Below are 15,537 nucleotides of genomic sequence, written 5' to 3'. Positions count from 1 at the left end.
CCCAATGGATATTACCATTGTATGAGTGGTGTTTTTGATGATGCCTGAATATAGGAACGCTTGTCTGATTGCGCCAGGTAATCTAGAATCGCAAACGTACAGCTCTGTTCATCCTCATTATGCCCTTCCCGAATATCCGTTCTGCGCTTCGCCAGTTCGGGATAGTTCTCCAGCAGCAGCTTGAACCAATGGTCAATCATGTCGAGGGACGTGATCCGCTGTCCGTAGCCATGTTCTTGGAAGTAGGTGCAGTTGTGTTCTTCCTGCCCAGGAATCGGACTGTAAAACAGCATCGGAATGCCCTTAGCCATAGCCTCGGTACATGTCATACCGCCTGGCTTCGTGATCAGCAGATCGGAAATATCCATTAACTTGCTTATCTCGCGCGTATAGCCGATGAGATGAATGTTTGGATGCTGGAAAGCTTCCTCTTCCAATAGCTGGCGGCGCGCTTTCTCATTGGTGCCTAAACAAATCAGCAGTTGAATGTCTTTGCTCCAACTTGCCAAATAGGTCAGTAGTTCTTCTTTTTCTTCCTTTTTAAAAACGCCCCATCCGCCGCCCATCACCATCACCGTTGGCATTGCCTTTAGGCCGAATTCTTGGCGAATGAGCTCTTTGCTGTGCGCTTTACGGAAATTAGGATGAACAGGAATACCCGTGACTTCAATCCGTTTCTCAGGCACTCCGCACGTCAGCAGGCGATCCTTGACAAGAGGAGTAGAGACGAGATATTTATCTACGGCCGATTCTAGCCAAGTCCCATGCACATCGTAATCCGTAATGACCGTGAACAGCGGCACATTGAGTCCCGCACGTTTTAGCCTAGAAACAATGATACTCGGAAAAGGGTGCGTACACACGATCAAATCTGGCTTCAATTGCTTAATGATGGCTTTCGTCTGCGAGTAAAAAATACGATGCAGCACAAGGCTCGCTACGCGTCCCGGCCGTTTATCGTACTGATTGCGGTAGAGCATACCATAGAGTCTAGGTTGTGAAGTCACCGTGCGGCGGTATGCCGAGAAGACCCAAGGCGCTAGGGTAGGGTGCAAAAAAGCACCAAGCTCAATCACGCGTGTAATAATGCCAGCGGACGATTGCCTGAGCTGGGTGGACAGCGCATGCGCGGCTTGTGTATGACCTTTCCCGAAGCCCTCAGATAAGAGCAAAATCCGTTTTTTACGCAAGGAACTCACCTTTCTTTAAGACCACTCTTTTTTAAATGTGTATATCCGCTTCTCTATAGGGCGGCTTTTTTATTGGATGCATAACATTTGCGACACACTGGAACGTAGCTTTCATTCCCGCCAATTTGAATCTGCTCACCGTGGAAAATCGGCGTGCCATCTTTGCAGCGCATGTTCATGATGGCTTTTTTCGTACAATACCAGCAAACGGTTTTAATTTCCTCAATCGTATCCGCGACAGCCAGAAGTGCATTGCTGCCCTCGAACAATTGTCCCATGAAATCCGCGCGAAGCCCGTAGGCAATGACGGGAATGTCCAACTCATCGACCACTTCTATTAATTGAGCGATTTGAGCTTTATTTAAGAACTGTGCTTCATCGACCAAAATACAATGCGGCCGCTCCGCCTCAGCGAGAGCTATCATATTCAGGTGCTCATCGACGACGATGGCCCCTTTTTGCATGCCAATGCGTGAAGCGACTTTGCCAACGCCGAAGCGATCGTCCATGACGGAAGTGAGGAGAAGCACTTTTTTGCCTTGCTCCTCATAGTTATGAGCAACGCGTAAAACCTCAATGGATTTACCGCTGTTCATCGTGCCATAACGGAAATACAATTTTGCCAAGCTGGGCCAGTCCCTTCTGCCGATGTATGATGAGTTAATTTAATAAATGGATGATTATATGGTGAAAAAATAAGTAGCAGCCATACTATCCAGCTCTGCCAGCTTAACGGCTGCCTGGAAGTTCACCTCTGTGGCGGGTTTGTCGCCGATCAGCGGTTGTTTTTTGTACACCTTGCCAATCTTGACCTCAATGCTGCCTGGCACAGGCTCTTGCTTGATCTGAATCCGATGCGGCTCATACATGAGCACCTGTATCGTTTCTCTGGCAACCGCATTTTGGCTCTGGAGCAGCTCTTGAATCAATTCGTGATCCATTAGAGAAGGGATACGCTCTTTCATCCCAGGTGTGGACTCACAATGATGGGCTGTGGCTTTCGCCAGCAGTGCATCCATCGCAAGGAAATGCGGATCAAGGATAAGTCGGTGCTCTTCGACGATCGTATCGATCAACGCGAGGGCCGTAGTTTCATCGCCTTCCAAGTACGGTCCGCGCAGACGCAATCCTTTGACAAGTTCAGCGGGCGGTAACAGCTGTTTGCCTGCATAATACGTATCTCTCAGGAAGCTGTCTAGATGATCGAGGCCTAGAATGGCCGTAGGGTTCGTGAGCGGTGTTTCTTGTTTCAACAGCTCCACGATGGACCGCGGCGAAATACCATGCTCCATGAGGATATCGGCGATAACGCCCTCTCCGATTAATTGCTCCGTCTGGCGGTGATGATTGTATCCCAGTGTGCGCTCAACTGCATGGGAGAAAGGCAGATGGCCGATATCATGGAGTAATGCCGCGATGCGCAGATGAAGATCCTCTGGGCAAAAGTGGGCCATGAGTGACCAAACGCCTACCGTATGTTCAAATCGTGAATGTGTAAGTGGTGAGAACAGCGCTGAAGCGCCAAAATGATGTAAAAACTTCAAGCGGCGCACCGGCTTAGAGCGGAATAGCTCAATTTCGACCGGATGGGCTTCAAGGTGCCATTGATAAAGAGGCTCCGTGATCCTGCCGCCCCCAAAAGTATGCTGTATACTCAAACAGAGATCCTCCTAAGATGTGGAATCTGGATGTTAGTTCTTGCAGCGGTATTAGCTATCATAGCATGAAACATGGAAAGTTCGCTATCACATGCGTACGGAGTATGCCTTATATAGGAAATGATATCATATAAGGTGCCTTTACAATATGCGTTTAACCGCGATTCTATTAAAATGAAACCCTTTTCAATATAAATATTTTTAAATTGAACATTAGATAACCAAGTGTTAATATAATATAAAAAATATTGAGAATATTTCCTCTACTTAATTGGAAGAAAGGTTGCACAACATGACTATTAAAGGATTACCTCCCAAACAGGGATTGTACGATCCGAGGAATGAGCATGATGCTTGTGGGATTGGCTTTGTGGCCAACATCAAGGGTGTCAAATCACATGCCATCGTCAAGCAAGCGCTTCGTGTACTTTGCAATTTGGATCATCGCGGCGGCCAAGGCTGTGAGCAGAATACGGGGGATGGCGCAGGTATTTTGATGCAAATTCCGGATACGTATTTCCAATCTGCTTGTGAGCAAGAGAACATTAAGCTTCCAAGTTCAGGCAGCTATGGTGTAGGTATGGTGTATTTGCCTCAGGATTTGGAAGCGCGTCAAGCCTGCGAAAGCACGATTGAGCGAATTGTCAGACAAGAAGGACAACAGTTCCTTGGATGGAGAACCGTACCAACGGACAATAGTTCACTGGGAGAATCTGCGAAATCCGCAGAGCCTTATGTACGTCAGGTATTTATTGGCCAAAGCGCAGATATTTCGTCCAATTTGGATTTTGAGCGCAAGTTGTATATCATTCGCAAGCTCTCTGAAAACGCTATCAAATTATCCCATGCGGAATCGCAATTTTACTATTCTAGCTTGTCTAGCAGAACGATCGTTTATAAAGGCATGTTGACGCCTGAGCAAGTAGATAACTATTACGTGGAGCTTCAAGACGAGAAGGTCGATTCGGCGCTTGCGCTTGTTCACTCCCGTTTCAGTACGAACACCTTCCCGAGCTGGGAACGTGCGCACCCGTACCGTTATTTGATTCACAATGGTGAAATTAATACCCTCCGCGGGAATGTAAACTGGATGCACGCGCGCCAAGCGATGTGTGAGACCGATGTATTTGGCGACGATTTCAAACGCATTCTTCCTGTCATTGATACCGATGGTTCCGACTCCCAAATGTTTGACAATACACTTGAGTTCCTGATGCTCTCTGGCCGTTCGCTGCCGCATGCCGCGATGATGATGGTACCTGAGCCTTGGTCTAAGCACGAAGGCATGGATGATGAGAAGAAGGCGTTCTACGAGTATCACAGTACACTGATGGAGCCGTGGGATGGACCTGCAGCGATCGCTTTCACAGATGGCAGTCAAATTGGCGCGATTCTGGATCGCAACGGGCTTCGTCCTTCGCGTTACTATGTGACAACGGACGATTTGATCGTCCTTGCATCAGAAGTCGGCGTGCTTGATATCGAGCCTGAGCGTATTTTGTATAAAGACCGTTTAAGACCAGGACGTATGCTGCTTGTAGATACCGTAGAAGGCCGCATCGTGACCGATGAAGAGATCAAAAGCAGTATTGCGAGCGAACAGCCGTATCGGGATTGGTTGAATGAGCACCTCATTTCCTTAGAGGATCTGGAGGATGCGCCTCTCGTGCTTGGTTCTGATCATGACACGATTCTTCAGCGTCAGCAAGCGTTTGGTTACACGTTCGAGCAACTGCGCAAGACCCTTGAGCCTATGGGCAAAACAGGTGTAGATCCGATCGGTTCCATGGGTACGGATGCTCCGCTTGCGGTGCTTTCAGACCGTCCGCAGCTGCTCTATAACTATTTCAAACAACTATTCGCACAAGTAACGAACCCGCCAATTGATGCGAACTTTGAAGAAATTATTACGGCGCAAGGCACCACGATTGGGCCTGAGCGCAACTTGATTAAGCCGGAACCAGAAAGTTGCCGCCAAATCCGCTTGAAATCGCCATTCCTCTCGAATGAAGAGCTGGCGAAGCTGCGACATATTCAGCGCGATGGCTTCAAGACGGTAACGTTGCCAACATTGTTCGAAGCAGCACAAGGGACGGCAGGGTTAGAGAGCGCGATGCAAACGCTGTATGCGGCTGCCGATCAGGCTATCGTGGATGGCGCTACGCTGCTGATTCTGTCCGACCGTGGCGTAGACAGTGTCAAGGCACCGATTCCAGCGCTGCTGGCTACGTCTGGCTTGCACCATCATTTGATTCGCGAAGGCACACGTACGAAAGTCAGCTTGCTTGTGGAGTCGGGTGAACCGCGTGAAGTGCATCACTTTGCTTTATTGCTCGGTTATGGAGCAGGCGCTATCAACCCGTACTTAGCTTTGGAAACGCTAGACGATATGATTCAGCGCAAGCAGCTTGTTGGCGTCGATCATGAGAAAGCGACCTATAACTACATCAAGGCAGTAACAAAGGGTGTAGTAAAAGTATTAGCGAAAATGGGGATTTCGACCATTCAGAGTTATCGCGGAGCGCAAATTTTTGAAGCTATCGGGTTAAACCAGGAGCTTGTTGACAAGTACTTCACTTGGACGTACACGCCAGTTGGCGGTATTGGTCTTGATGTCGTTGCACAGGAAGCGGTTATTCGTCACAGCCGTGCGTTCTCCGAGCAAGAAGGACGCGATCGCGTGCTGGATACAGGCGGCGACTTGCAATGGCGCAGAGATGGTGAGGATCACCTCTACACGCCGGAAACGGTGCATGCGCTTCAGACTGCTGTTCGTACGAATAACTATGCGATGTATAAGAACTTTAGTAAGCTCATCAAACGTGAAGATGAGAAATATATGGCATTGCGCGGCTTGCTGAGCTTCAAAGCAGGGCGCACCCCAATTCCGATCGAAGAAGTCGAGCCGATCGAATCGATCTTCAAGCGCTTCAAGACGGGAGCCATGTCCTACGGCTCCATCTCCAAAGAAGCGCACGAAACCATCGCGATCGCGATGAATCGCATCGGCGGCAAGAGCAATACTGGCGAAGGCGGCGAGCATGCGGAGCGTTTCACGCCTGACGCGAACGGCGATCTTCGCCGCAGCGCGATCAAGCAGGTGGCGTCCGGCCGCTTCGGCGTCACAAGCCACTATCTCGTCAACGCGGACGAGATTCAGATCAAGATGGCGCAGGGCGCGAAGCCAGGCGAGGGCGGTCAGCTCCCAGGCACCAAGGTGTACCCTTGGGTGGCTGAGGTTCGCGGCGTAACGCCAGGCGTAGGCTTGATTTCGCCGCCGCCGCATCATGATATTTATTCGATCGAGGATCTCGCAGAGCTGATCCACGATCTCAAGAATGCCAACCCGCGCGCACGGATCTCTGTGAAGCTGGTATCCGAGGTCGGCGTAGGTACGATCGCTGCCGGCGTAGCGAAAGGGAAAGCGGACGTCGTCCTCATCTCCGGCTACGACGGAGGAACAGGCGCGTCGCCGCAGACGAGTATTCGTCACGCGGGACTGCCGTGGGAGCTCGGTCTGGCGGAGACGCATCAGACACTCGTGCTCAACAACCTGCGCAGCCGTATTGTCGTCGAGACGGACGGCAAGCTGATGACAGGGCGCGACGTTGTCGTAGCTGCCTTGCTCGGTGCCGAAGAGTTTGGCTTCGCCACGACTCCATTGATCACCATTGGCTGCGTGATGATGCGCGTCTGCCATCTGGACACGTGTCCGGTTGGGGTCGCTACACAAAATCCAGAGCTGCGCAAGAAATTTGCTGGAGATCCGCAGCATGTTGTGAACTTCATGACCTTCATCGCGAACGATGTGCGTGAAATGATGGCAGAGCTTGGCTTCCGCACGATCGAGGAAATGGTTGGACGTACCGATATTCTCGAGTCCAAACAAGCGGTTGCGCATTGGAAAGCCAAAGGCGTCGATCTTTCGCCGCTTCTGCATCAACCAGAGGTGGGCGAGGACGTTGGCCGTTTCTGCCAAATGGAGCAGGATCACGGCTTGGATCGCTCCCTGGATGTGACGAAGCTGCTCACGATTTGTGAGCCAGCGATTGAACGCAAAGCGCACGTTCACGCGTTTCTGCCAATTACGAACGTGAACCGTGTTGTCGGAACGATCGTAGGCAGTGAAGTGACACGCCGTCATGGCGTGGAAGGATTGCCGCACGATACGATCCGCCTTCATTTTGAAGGCTCCGCTGGTCAGAGCTTTGGCGCTTTCATACCGAAAGGGATGACGCTTTCCCTCGAAGGCGATGCCAATGACTATGTAGGCAAAGGATTATCCGGCGGTAAGCTGGTCATTTTCCCGTCGACGAAGTCCTCTTTTGTTCCAGAAGAGAACGTAATTATCGGGAATACAGCCTTCTATGGCGCAACGGACGGGGATGCTTACATCCGCGGGATTGCGGGCGAACGCTTCTGCGTAAGAAACAGCGGTGTGCGCGCAGTCGTTGAGGGTGTAGGTGACCATGGCTGTGAATACATGACAGGAGGCCGCGTTGTTGTTCTTGGTTCGACAGGGCGCAATTTCGCGGCAGGGATGTCTGGCGGTATTGCCTACGTCCTGGATGAGAAGGGCGATTTCCAGAACAAAGTGAACAAAGAAATGGTTTACCTAGAGCAGCTGGAAGAAACGTATGAAATGAATGAAGTGAAAACGATGATCCAGCATCATGCCACATTTACGGATAGCGGCGTTGCCCACCGAGTTATTCAGCACTGGGATGAGTACGTTTGGAAGTTCGTGAAAGTTATTCCGAAGGACTACAAACGGATGTTTGATGCCATCGAGAAGGTGAAACGCTCAGGACTTAGCCAGCAAGAAGCGATCATGGTTGCTTTCGAGGCGAATATGAGAGATGTTTCCCGCGTTGGCGGAAACTAATTCAGGAGGGATTAAACGTAGATGGGTAAACCGACCGGTTTTATAGAACATGCTCGTGAAGTGGCATCCGAAGCTTCTCCGCTGGTCCGTATCGGCCATTGGAAAGAGTTCGCGACACCGCTGACTGATGATAAATTACAAACGCAAGGTTCGCGTTGTATGGATTGCGGGATTCCTTTCTGTCACACTGGGGCGTTAATCAGCGGCATGGCCGCTGGCTGCCCAGTCAATAATCTGATTCCCGAGTGGAATGATCTTGTATATCGCGGTCAATGGCGCGAAGCACTCGATCGTCTTCACAAGACGAATAACTTCCCGGAATTCACAGGCCGTGTCTGTCCGGCGCCTTGTGAGGGTTCTTGTACCGTGGGTCTGAAGGACACACCGGTTACGATCAAAAGCATTGAGAAAGCGATCATCGACAAAGGCTTCAGCGAAGGCTGGATCAAACCAGAACCGCCGGAGACGCGTACAGGCAAGAAAGTCGCGGTTGTCGGGTCGGGTCCATCCGGACTTGCGGCAGCGGCACAGTTGAATAAAGCTGGGCATTGGGTGACCGTGTTTGAACGTGCAGATCGCGTAGGCGGCTTGCTAATGTACGGGATCCCGAACATGAAGCTTGATAAGAAGTATGTACAGCGTCGTGTAGATTTGTTGGAAGCGGAAGGCGTAGCTTTCGTCACTGGCGCTCATGTTGGCGTGAACTACCCGATTGAGAAGCTGCAAGAGGAGTTCGATGCGATCGTACTGTGCGGCGGAGCTACGAAGGGTCGCGACTTGCCGATTGAAGGACGCGAGCTAGGCGGCGTGCATCTGGCGATGGAGTTCCTGAGCAAGAACACGAAGAGCCTCCTTGACTCTGAACATGCAGACGGGGAGTTCATCTCCGCTGAAGGCAAGGATGTTATCGTCATCGGCGGCGGTGATACGGGAACGGACTGCGTAGGCACCTCCTTGCGCCATAAGTGCAAGAGCGTGACGCAGTTCGAGATCATGCCGAAGTCGCCGGAGACGCGTCCAGCGAACAACCCATGGCCGGAATGGCCGAAGGTACTGAAGGTGGACTACGGACAGCAAGAGGCGGCAGCTGTGCAAGGTGAGGATCCGCGCACATACTTGATCAACACGAAGAAATTCGTGGGCGATGAGAACGGCAACTTGAAAGAACTGCATACCGTTCTGATCGAGTGGCAAAAGAATGACAAAGGCGCATTCGTGCCTGTTGAAGTGCCAGGCAGCGAGAAGGTGTATCCTGCCCAGCTAGTGCTGATTGCGATGGGCTTCACAGGACCGGAGAACACCGTGCTGGATCAGCTAGGCGTCGTGAAAGACGAGCGCTCCAACGCGAAGGCGGAGTACGGCAAGTTCGCGACGAACGTGGAAGGCGTGTTCGCTGCTGGCGACATGCGCCGCGGCCAAAGTCTCGTCGTGTGGGCGATCAACGAAGGCCGCGCGGTTGCGCGTGAAGTGGATCGTTTCTTGATGGGATCATCGAATTTACCATAGGTTTGTATGGACTGCTTGCAGGTAGAGGTTACCTGCAGGCAGTTTTTTTCTTTTTACGGTACTACTCAGGCATCAATATCCCTTGAAGGATATCGTGTGTGATTACATGAGATTATCTTCATCAGTGCTGCCAGATTGTGTCGTCCGTGCTTCAGCTAATTGTGCATGGGCTTGATCTAATTGTTCCTGCGCATTCTGAATGGCCTGTCTTCTGTTCGTACTCACAGATTGTGCTTGATTTAAATTACTTAATGCATCAGCAACGGCATTATGGGCTTCTACTTCTGCTTCTTGTTGTGGGGATTGTTGGTCAGACATCGTTACACCTCCCAGATTATGACTTTAAGGACAAAGATAAGATTCCCAGCAGCGGTCAGAATGATACATAAATGGTTCTCCATACAGCAAGCCGTAGATAAACGTGAACATTTCCCAATTCTCATGTACAATAAGAGAAACGGGTGTCCAAGTATGGACATCAAGATGTACGGGATGGAGGAAAGCGCATGAAGAAGGAAGAATTCTTGACACCAGCGGAAATGCAGGTATTGCTAGCGGTGAATGAGGAGTTTTCAGACGAACTTGGACGCAATGAGCGGCCTGGGGAGCAGGATCTGGATGCTTTGCGTGAGGCTGTTCTGCTTCTAACGAAGCAGGTCGAGGAGCTACAGTCACAACTTCATGAGCAATTTGAATATCAGAATCGGCAGCAGGAACAGTTTCTTCGTCTATGCAGGCACCAACTTGAGAATAAACTGCATGAGCAACTCGTGAACACGATTATTGTGCATCAACAAGCAAGTCATCAAGAGATCGGCACGGAGCCTGAGAAAACGCCAGGTACCGTCACAATGCAGGCGGACACTCCCATCAAGGAAGAAGAACCGCAGCTGCCATTCTCTAGGGTAAAGAGCTACGGCAAAATCCGCAAAAGAAAAAAAGGCTTCCTGGAGAGGCTTTTCGAATAGCAAACAAGAACAAAGACCGCATCTTCCTCGCAGAAGTGCGGTCTTTGTTCTTGCCCTACAACATACCTTCCTCATGCGCTTTCTTCGACGCTTGAACCCGATCGCGCACATCCATCTTCGAGTAGATGTTAGAGATGTAGTTCTTCACCGTTCCCTCGGAGAGGAACAGTTTCTCCGCGATTTCGCGATTGTTAAGCCCATCCGCGATACAATGCAGCACCTGCAGCTCGCGCTCGCTAAGCCCATAAGCGTCGGCTCGCACAGCCTCTTCCGCTCCAGGTGCTGCTCCCTTCTCAGCCGCGCCGCCGCGCGCCTGCGCCACGAGCATTTTGGCGATGTCGTGCGGGATCAGCGTGCCGCCTTGATGAACCCATTTGACCCCTGCGGCGAGGTCCTTGGGGTGAATCGCCTTCAGCAAGTAGCCTTCGGCTCCTGCGCTGAGAGCGTCGAGCACATAGCTGATCTCCTGGAAGGTGGTCAGGATAATGACGCGAATTTGCGGCCACTTGGCCTTAATTCGGCGCGTAGCCTCAACGCCGTCCATGATCGGCATATGGATGTCCATTAGCACCACATCAGGGTGCTGATCTTCACACAGCTGGACGGCGATGTGGCCGTTCTCGGCCAACCCGACGACCTCGATGTCAGGGTCCATGCCGAGTACGATATGGAGACTTTCACGAATTAAATCCTGATCATCGACCAGGAGCAGTTTAAGCGGAGCTTGGTTAACAGACACGGCGGGTCCTCCTTAAAGCGATTGGATTAGAATGATGGTAATCTTTTGACTGGAATCGTGCAATGAACGACCGTGCCTTGCTCAGACAAGGAATGGACAGACAGCATGCCTTGCAGCGCAGAAATCCGTTCCTGCATGGCATTAATGCCGAAGCCGACTTTGAGATCAGAGGTTCCAACGCCATCATCTTCAACGCGAAGACTGACTTGATCGTCCGCATAGGTTAGCACGATTTGAATGGAAGACGCTTTGCCATGGCGCTTGGCATTCGTCAAGGACTCCTGCAGGCAGCGAATGAGCGAAAGCTTCGTCAGTTTCGGAATGTCGAATTCTTCGCTGACGGTCGTGAATTCAATGTGTGTTCCTGTGTGCAGGGCGAACTCATTGGCGAGGTGGGACAGCTGATGGGAGAGCAGCACGTCGCCCTCTTGCGGAACCATTTGGTGAATACTGCGACGTACTTCCTCTAGACCAGCTCGGGTCACGCCACGCAGCACATCGAGCTTCTCCTTCGCCTTCTCTGGTGACACTTCGATGAGATACGACACCGCATCCATCCCCATGATAACGGAAGTAAAGGTATGCCCCACCGTATCGTGCAGCTCGCGCGCCATACGATTTCGTTCTTCCACCAATGTCAGCTGTTCGATCTGATTGGCGTATTGCTCGAGGACGTTATTTTGCTCATGAATCAGATGGTATTGTCGTTGGTTCTCTTCCAGCAGTTTCTCGGTGTGCTCGTTCGAGGTGACGACCCGCTGCAAGCTAAGACCGATCGCGAAGAAGAGGACGGCATTCAAAATGAAACTAAATAATTGCCCGACCCCCATCCCGCTATGCAGGAGGAAAAAATAAGCCACAGGCATCCCCAGCATGAAGATGGGAGCGGTCCACCAGGCATTTTTTCGATCGGTGAGGAATCCGATGACCATAATTGGGCAATTAATGGTAAGTAGCGCGTCTTGCTCCATCCAAGCCAAGTAAATTTGCAAGGGAATGCCCGTGAGCAGGACTGCGATCGGATAGCACGTTGTGTTGACATAGTAAGGTCGCCAGAATAAAAAGGGAACCCCGTAAGAAAGTAAAATCGCCAATATCGTTAACAGGATGTGGGAGAAGGGTTGTTCAGCGACATGCAGGCAGCCATATAGTAAACCAAGCAGCGCAGCGCCTGTCAGAACGATAAACAAGGACCATTCAACCCCGTGCCACGGTCTTCGTTGGATCATGTTGCAGCTCCTTTGGATAACAGATCTTAGTTCCCATTGTACATAATATTGGCAAAAAGCTATAGTGAGCGCAGTCATATGATTGAAGTAATACTAGTCATGGCTTAGGAGTTAAGTTAAAATTGGATGATACTGGATAAAAATGAGAGGGGACTACGACGCATGTCAGCGTTACCAGATAAGCACGCTCCCATTGTAGAGGTTGACTCGATTTCGAAACGCATCGGTTCCAAAACGATTATTGATAAGCTCAGCTTCCAAGTCCCGCGCGGCGAAGTATTTGGTTTTCTCGGGCCGAACGGTGCAGGCAAAACGACAACCATCCGCATGATGGTTGGACTTATGTCGATTTCGGTAGGAGATATCCGTATTGGCGGATACTCCATTCGAACGCATTTTGAGCAGGCGATTCGCCATGTCGGCGCGATTGTTGAGAACCCCGAAATGTACAAATTTCTAAGTGGATATAACAATTTGGTTCATTATGCCCGAATGCTGCCAGGCATTGGCGAAGAGCGGATTCAAGAAGTGATCGATCTTGTCGGGATGAGCAATCGCATTCACGATAAGGTGAAAACGTATTCGCTTGGGATGCGCCAACGATTAGGCATCGCACAAGCACTTTTACATAAGCCTTCGGTTCTTATTCTAGACGAGCCCACGAATGGACTGGATCCAGCGGGCATCCGTGAGCTGCGGGATCATTTGCGCAAGTTGACGCGGGATGAAGGGATATCCGTCATCGTCTCGTCGCATCTGTTAGCAGAGATGGAGCTGATGTGTGACCGCGTAGCGATCATTCAGAACGGCCGTCTCGTCGACGTCCGACTCATCAAGGAATACACGCAGGAGGGCGCTAAGCAGCGGGTGCTGTTTGAAGTGGATGCGCCTGTACAAGCGCAGCAATTGGCACAACAACAAGGCCTCTCTGTTGAAATCATTGAAGACAGCCTTGTGATGAGCGTGGACAAGCAGGAAATCGCAGCATGGAACCGCCGCTTCGTTGAAGCGGGAATTGCGGTGTACGGGATTCGCAAGTCGACGAAAACGTTGGAAGATCAATTTTTAGAGGTGACGGGAAGTGAATCGATTGTTTAATCTCATTCGCAATGAGCATATGAAAATATATCGCAGACTGCGCACCCTGATTCTCGCTCTCCTCTTAGTTGTTATTACCGTTCTGACAGGGATCCTGTCCCACTCGAACGATCATGTGAACGATAACTGGAAAACGAGAGCGGCCGAAACGATCGCCCATAATAAAACGGAGCTGACGAATCCAGACATTCCCGAAAAGTTCAAAAAGCAGATGCGTGAAGACAACGCGATGCAGCAGTACATGCTGGATCATGACTATCCGCCGATGGATAACACGTTATGGGGCGGGATGCTCACAGCGGCAGGCTTGGTTGTCGTTTTGACTTTATTTACGGTTATTATTGCAGGTGATATGGTGGCCAGTGAGTTCACTTGGGGAACGATCAAGCTGCTGCTCATTCGTCCCGCCAGCCGGTCGAAAATCCTTTTGTCGAAGTATGTGACAACCCTGATGTTCTCAGCAGCGTTTCTGGTGCTCCTGTTTATTACGGCCTTGATCGTCAATGGGATTCTGTATGGGTTCGGACGTTTGGGTCTGCCGCATCTGACTGTGAACGCAGCGGGTGAGGTGAAGGAAGCCTCCATGTTGTTCCATGTACTTGCAACCTATGGTTTAAAATTAGTCGAGCTTGTGATGATCGTCACACTGGCTTTTATGATTTCAACTGTGTTCCGCAGTGCTTCACTGGCGATTGGATTGAGTATTTTCATCATGTTTGCAGGGAATGTCATTACGCTATTGTTCCTGCGCTATTCGTGGGGCAAGTACTTCCTATTCGCCAATACGGATCTCACCCAATATCTCGAAGATCAACCGCTGGCTGAAGGCATGACCATGGGCTTCTCGATCACGGTGCTCCTGTTCTACTTCCTGTTGTTCAATGTACTTTCCTGGGAAATATTCCGAAGACGCGATATTGCCGCTTAAAATAAAAAGACGATCCTGCCAGCTCCAGTGAGCGGTAGGATCGTTTTTCAATTACATGGATTTCTGTAGATATCCCTCAATAGCTTCAGGCACTTCCTGCAATGAAGGCAGCTGATAAAAGGCGCCTTTCGGCGCAATATCGATGGTCCCTTGGTTGAATATCCAATCTTCTGCAACGGGAATGTGGATGGCATGGATACCCGCATGCAAGGCTGGCAGCACATCCGTGGTGATCGAGTTCCCGATCATCCAGGTATGCTCACGTTGAAATTGCTGCTCATGCATCAGCGTGTTCATGAACGCCTTGGTCTTGTGAACGGTCACGAAGATCCGATCCTGGAAGAATAGATCAAGACCAACATCCTTGATTTTCTTCTTCTGAATCGAGACATCGCCGCCCGTGTACAGGAATAGTCGATGCCCAGCATCTTTCAATTCCTGCAAGGTTTCATTCATGAGCGGATAAGGCTCAACCGTGTAGGAATAAACCGTATGGCCGAGCTGCATGAGCCAGTCCTGTTCTTTGTGGCTGACAGGCCGGTTATAGTGCTGCGCGAACCATTGGTACGTTTCCACGAACGACTGTGGGAACCGCTCTGGCTTGAAGCCATGAATATGAATGCCAGCCAAGTCGATTTGCTGCTGCTTCTGCCGAATATCTTCCTGTTTGAGGTTGTGGCCCGCATACCAAGTCAACATCAAGTCAACGAATTGGTCGATGACAAAGTCAAAATATTTATTGCAATGCACTAATGTATCATCAAGATCGAATAGGATAGTTTGTTCTCTCATGGTTACCTGTCTCCTGCATCTGTAAGAAATGAAATGAGTGTCATTTTCCAACAGTATACCACGAGGCTGAATGTGAAGCCTAGATGTACCCTCATTACATCGCGATGGTCGTACCCTTGTAGATCGGTTCAGGCGCGGCAACAGGTTGATTCGTCTCTGGTTCTTTGTTAGGCACAGGAACGGCCACTGGACCATTCGTTTCCATTTTGCTGCTGCCTTGGAACACGCCGCCTTCTTCGATGATGAAGGAAGCTGCGCTAATATTGCCGTGAAGGGAACCCGTGGACGTGATTGTCAGCTTGCCTTTGGTGGTGATGTTGCCATGCACGCTGCCAGCTAGAACGACATCGCGAGCGGCAATGTTCGATTTGACCACACCGTGCTCGCCGATGATAACGTCACCTGCGCAATCGATATCCCCCGTAATGCCGCCTTCAATGCGGATGCTGGCTTCGGATTTGATTCGACCCTCGAAGATCGTTCCCTCCCCAATCAACGTATCGGTCGTATTCGGATTCATGAGATTTCTGCCTTTTTTGAACAT

Annotated in this window: 13 protein-coding genes; 5 read left to right on the top strand and 8 right to left on the bottom strand. The window is 50.6% G+C overall.

Going from position 1 to position 15,537, the window contains the following annotated elements:
• Window positions 1-11 precede the first annotated feature (11 nt).
• Genes MJB10_RS23005 through MJB10_RS22995 form a run of 3 tightly spaced genes read right to left on the bottom strand, consistent with a single transcriptional unit; the run spans window position 12 to window position 2,848 of the window.
• Window positions 12-1,190 carry an MGDG synthase family glycosyltransferase gene (locus tag MJB10_RS23005; protein ID WP_314798976.1) on the bottom strand — a complete coding sequence of 393 codons (1,179 nt, stop codon included), beginning with the start codon at window positions 1,188-1,190 and terminating at the stop codon, window positions 12-14.
• A 53-nt stretch (window positions 1,191-1,243) separates the two neighbouring features.
• Window positions 1,244-1,816 (bottom strand): thymidine kinase, encoded by a 573-nt coding sequence (locus MJB10_RS23000; protein WP_314798973.1) that lies wholly within the window; start codon window positions 1,814-1,816, stop codon window positions 1,244-1,246.
• Between the two features lie 54 nt (window positions 1,817-1,870).
• Window positions 1,871-2,848, bottom strand: coding sequence for an HD domain-containing protein (locus tag MJB10_RS22995; protein WP_314798970.1), 978 nt, complete (start codon window positions 2,846-2,848; stop codon window positions 1,871-1,873).
• A 292-nt stretch (window positions 2,849-3,140) separates the two neighbouring features.
• Between MJB10_RS22995 and gltB the strand changes: the two genes are divergently transcribed.
• A complete protein-coding gene (gltB, locus tag MJB10_RS22990; RefSeq protein WP_314798967.1) occupies window positions 3,141-7,733 on the top strand; it encodes a glutamate synthase large subunit in 4,593 nt (1,530 codons plus the stop codon).
• A gap of 21 nt (window positions 7,734-7,754) precedes the next feature.
• The gene (locus tag MJB10_RS22985; protein ID WP_314798965.1) at window positions 7,755-9,239 is read left to right on the top strand and encodes a glutamate synthase subunit beta; all 1,485 of its coding nucleotides are present in this window, start codon (window positions 7,755-7,757) and stop codon (window positions 9,237-9,239) included.
• A gap of 102 nt (window positions 9,240-9,341) precedes the next feature.
• Here the strand turns inward: MJB10_RS22985 and MJB10_RS22980 are convergent, their stop codons facing one another.
• Window positions 9,342-9,557, bottom strand: a complete 216-nt coding sequence (locus tag MJB10_RS22980) for a hypothetical protein (RefSeq protein WP_314798962.1) — start codon at window positions 9,555-9,557, stop codon at window positions 9,342-9,344.
• A gap of 188 nt (window positions 9,558-9,745) precedes the next feature.
• On the opposite strand from MJB10_RS22980, the gene MJB10_RS22975 reads away from it, so the two are divergent.
• Window positions 9,746-10,207 carry a hypothetical protein gene (locus MJB10_RS22975; protein ID WP_314798959.1) on the top strand — a complete coding sequence of 154 codons (462 nt, stop codon included), beginning with the start codon at window positions 9,746-9,748 and terminating at the stop codon, window positions 10,205-10,207.
• Between the two features lie 55 nt (window positions 10,208-10,262).
• Here the strand turns inward: MJB10_RS22975 and MJB10_RS22970 are convergent, their stop codons facing one another.
• A complete protein-coding gene (locus tag MJB10_RS22970; RefSeq protein WP_314798957.1) occupies window positions 10,263-10,946 on the bottom strand; it encodes a response regulator transcription factor in 684 nt (227 codons plus the stop codon).
• Window positions 10,947-10,972: 26 nt separating this feature from the next.
• Window positions 10,973-12,175, bottom strand: coding sequence for a sensor histidine kinase (locus MJB10_RS22965; protein WP_314798953.1), 1,203 nt, complete (start codon window positions 12,173-12,175; stop codon window positions 10,973-10,975).
• Window positions 12,176-12,337: 162 nt separating this feature from the next.
• Between MJB10_RS22965 and MJB10_RS22960 the strand changes: the two genes are divergently transcribed.
• Window positions 12,338-13,273, top strand: a complete 936-nt coding sequence (locus tag MJB10_RS22960) for an ABC transporter ATP-binding protein (protein WP_314798950.1) — start codon at window positions 12,338-12,340, stop codon at window positions 13,271-13,273.
• Complete coding sequence (locus MJB10_RS22955) at window positions 13,257-14,201, top strand: ABC transporter permease (protein ID WP_314798947.1); 945 nt, start codon at window positions 13,257-13,259, stop codon at window positions 14,199-14,201. Before MJB10_RS22960 ends, MJB10_RS22955 begins: the two co-directional genes overlap by 17 nt.
• A 51-nt stretch (window positions 14,202-14,252) precedes the next feature.
• Here MJB10_RS22955 and MJB10_RS22950 read toward each other — a convergent pair whose 3' ends face one another.
• Together MJB10_RS22950 and MJB10_RS22945 are read right to left on the bottom strand one after the other, a co-directional pair.
• Entirely contained in the window at window positions 14,253-14,993 is a 741-nt protein-coding gene (locus MJB10_RS22950) for an HAD family hydrolase (RefSeq protein ID WP_314798944.1), read from the bottom strand.
• 94 nt (window positions 14,994-15,087) lie between these two features.
• Window positions 15,088-15,537 carry a bactofilin family protein gene (locus tag MJB10_RS22945; protein WP_314798941.1) on the bottom strand — a complete coding sequence of 150 codons (450 nt, stop codon included), beginning with the start codon at window positions 15,535-15,537 and terminating at the stop codon, window positions 15,088-15,090.

It is taken from the genome of Paenibacillus sp. MBLB1832, from assembly GCF_032271945.1.
GTDB classification, from domain to species: Bacteria; Bacillota; Bacilli; order Paenibacillales; family NBRC-103111; genus Paenibacillus_E; species Paenibacillus_E roseopurpureus.
The sequence above is the reverse complement of the archived record's forward strand: the minus strand, read 5'-3'. Positions and strand labels throughout refer to the sequence as shown.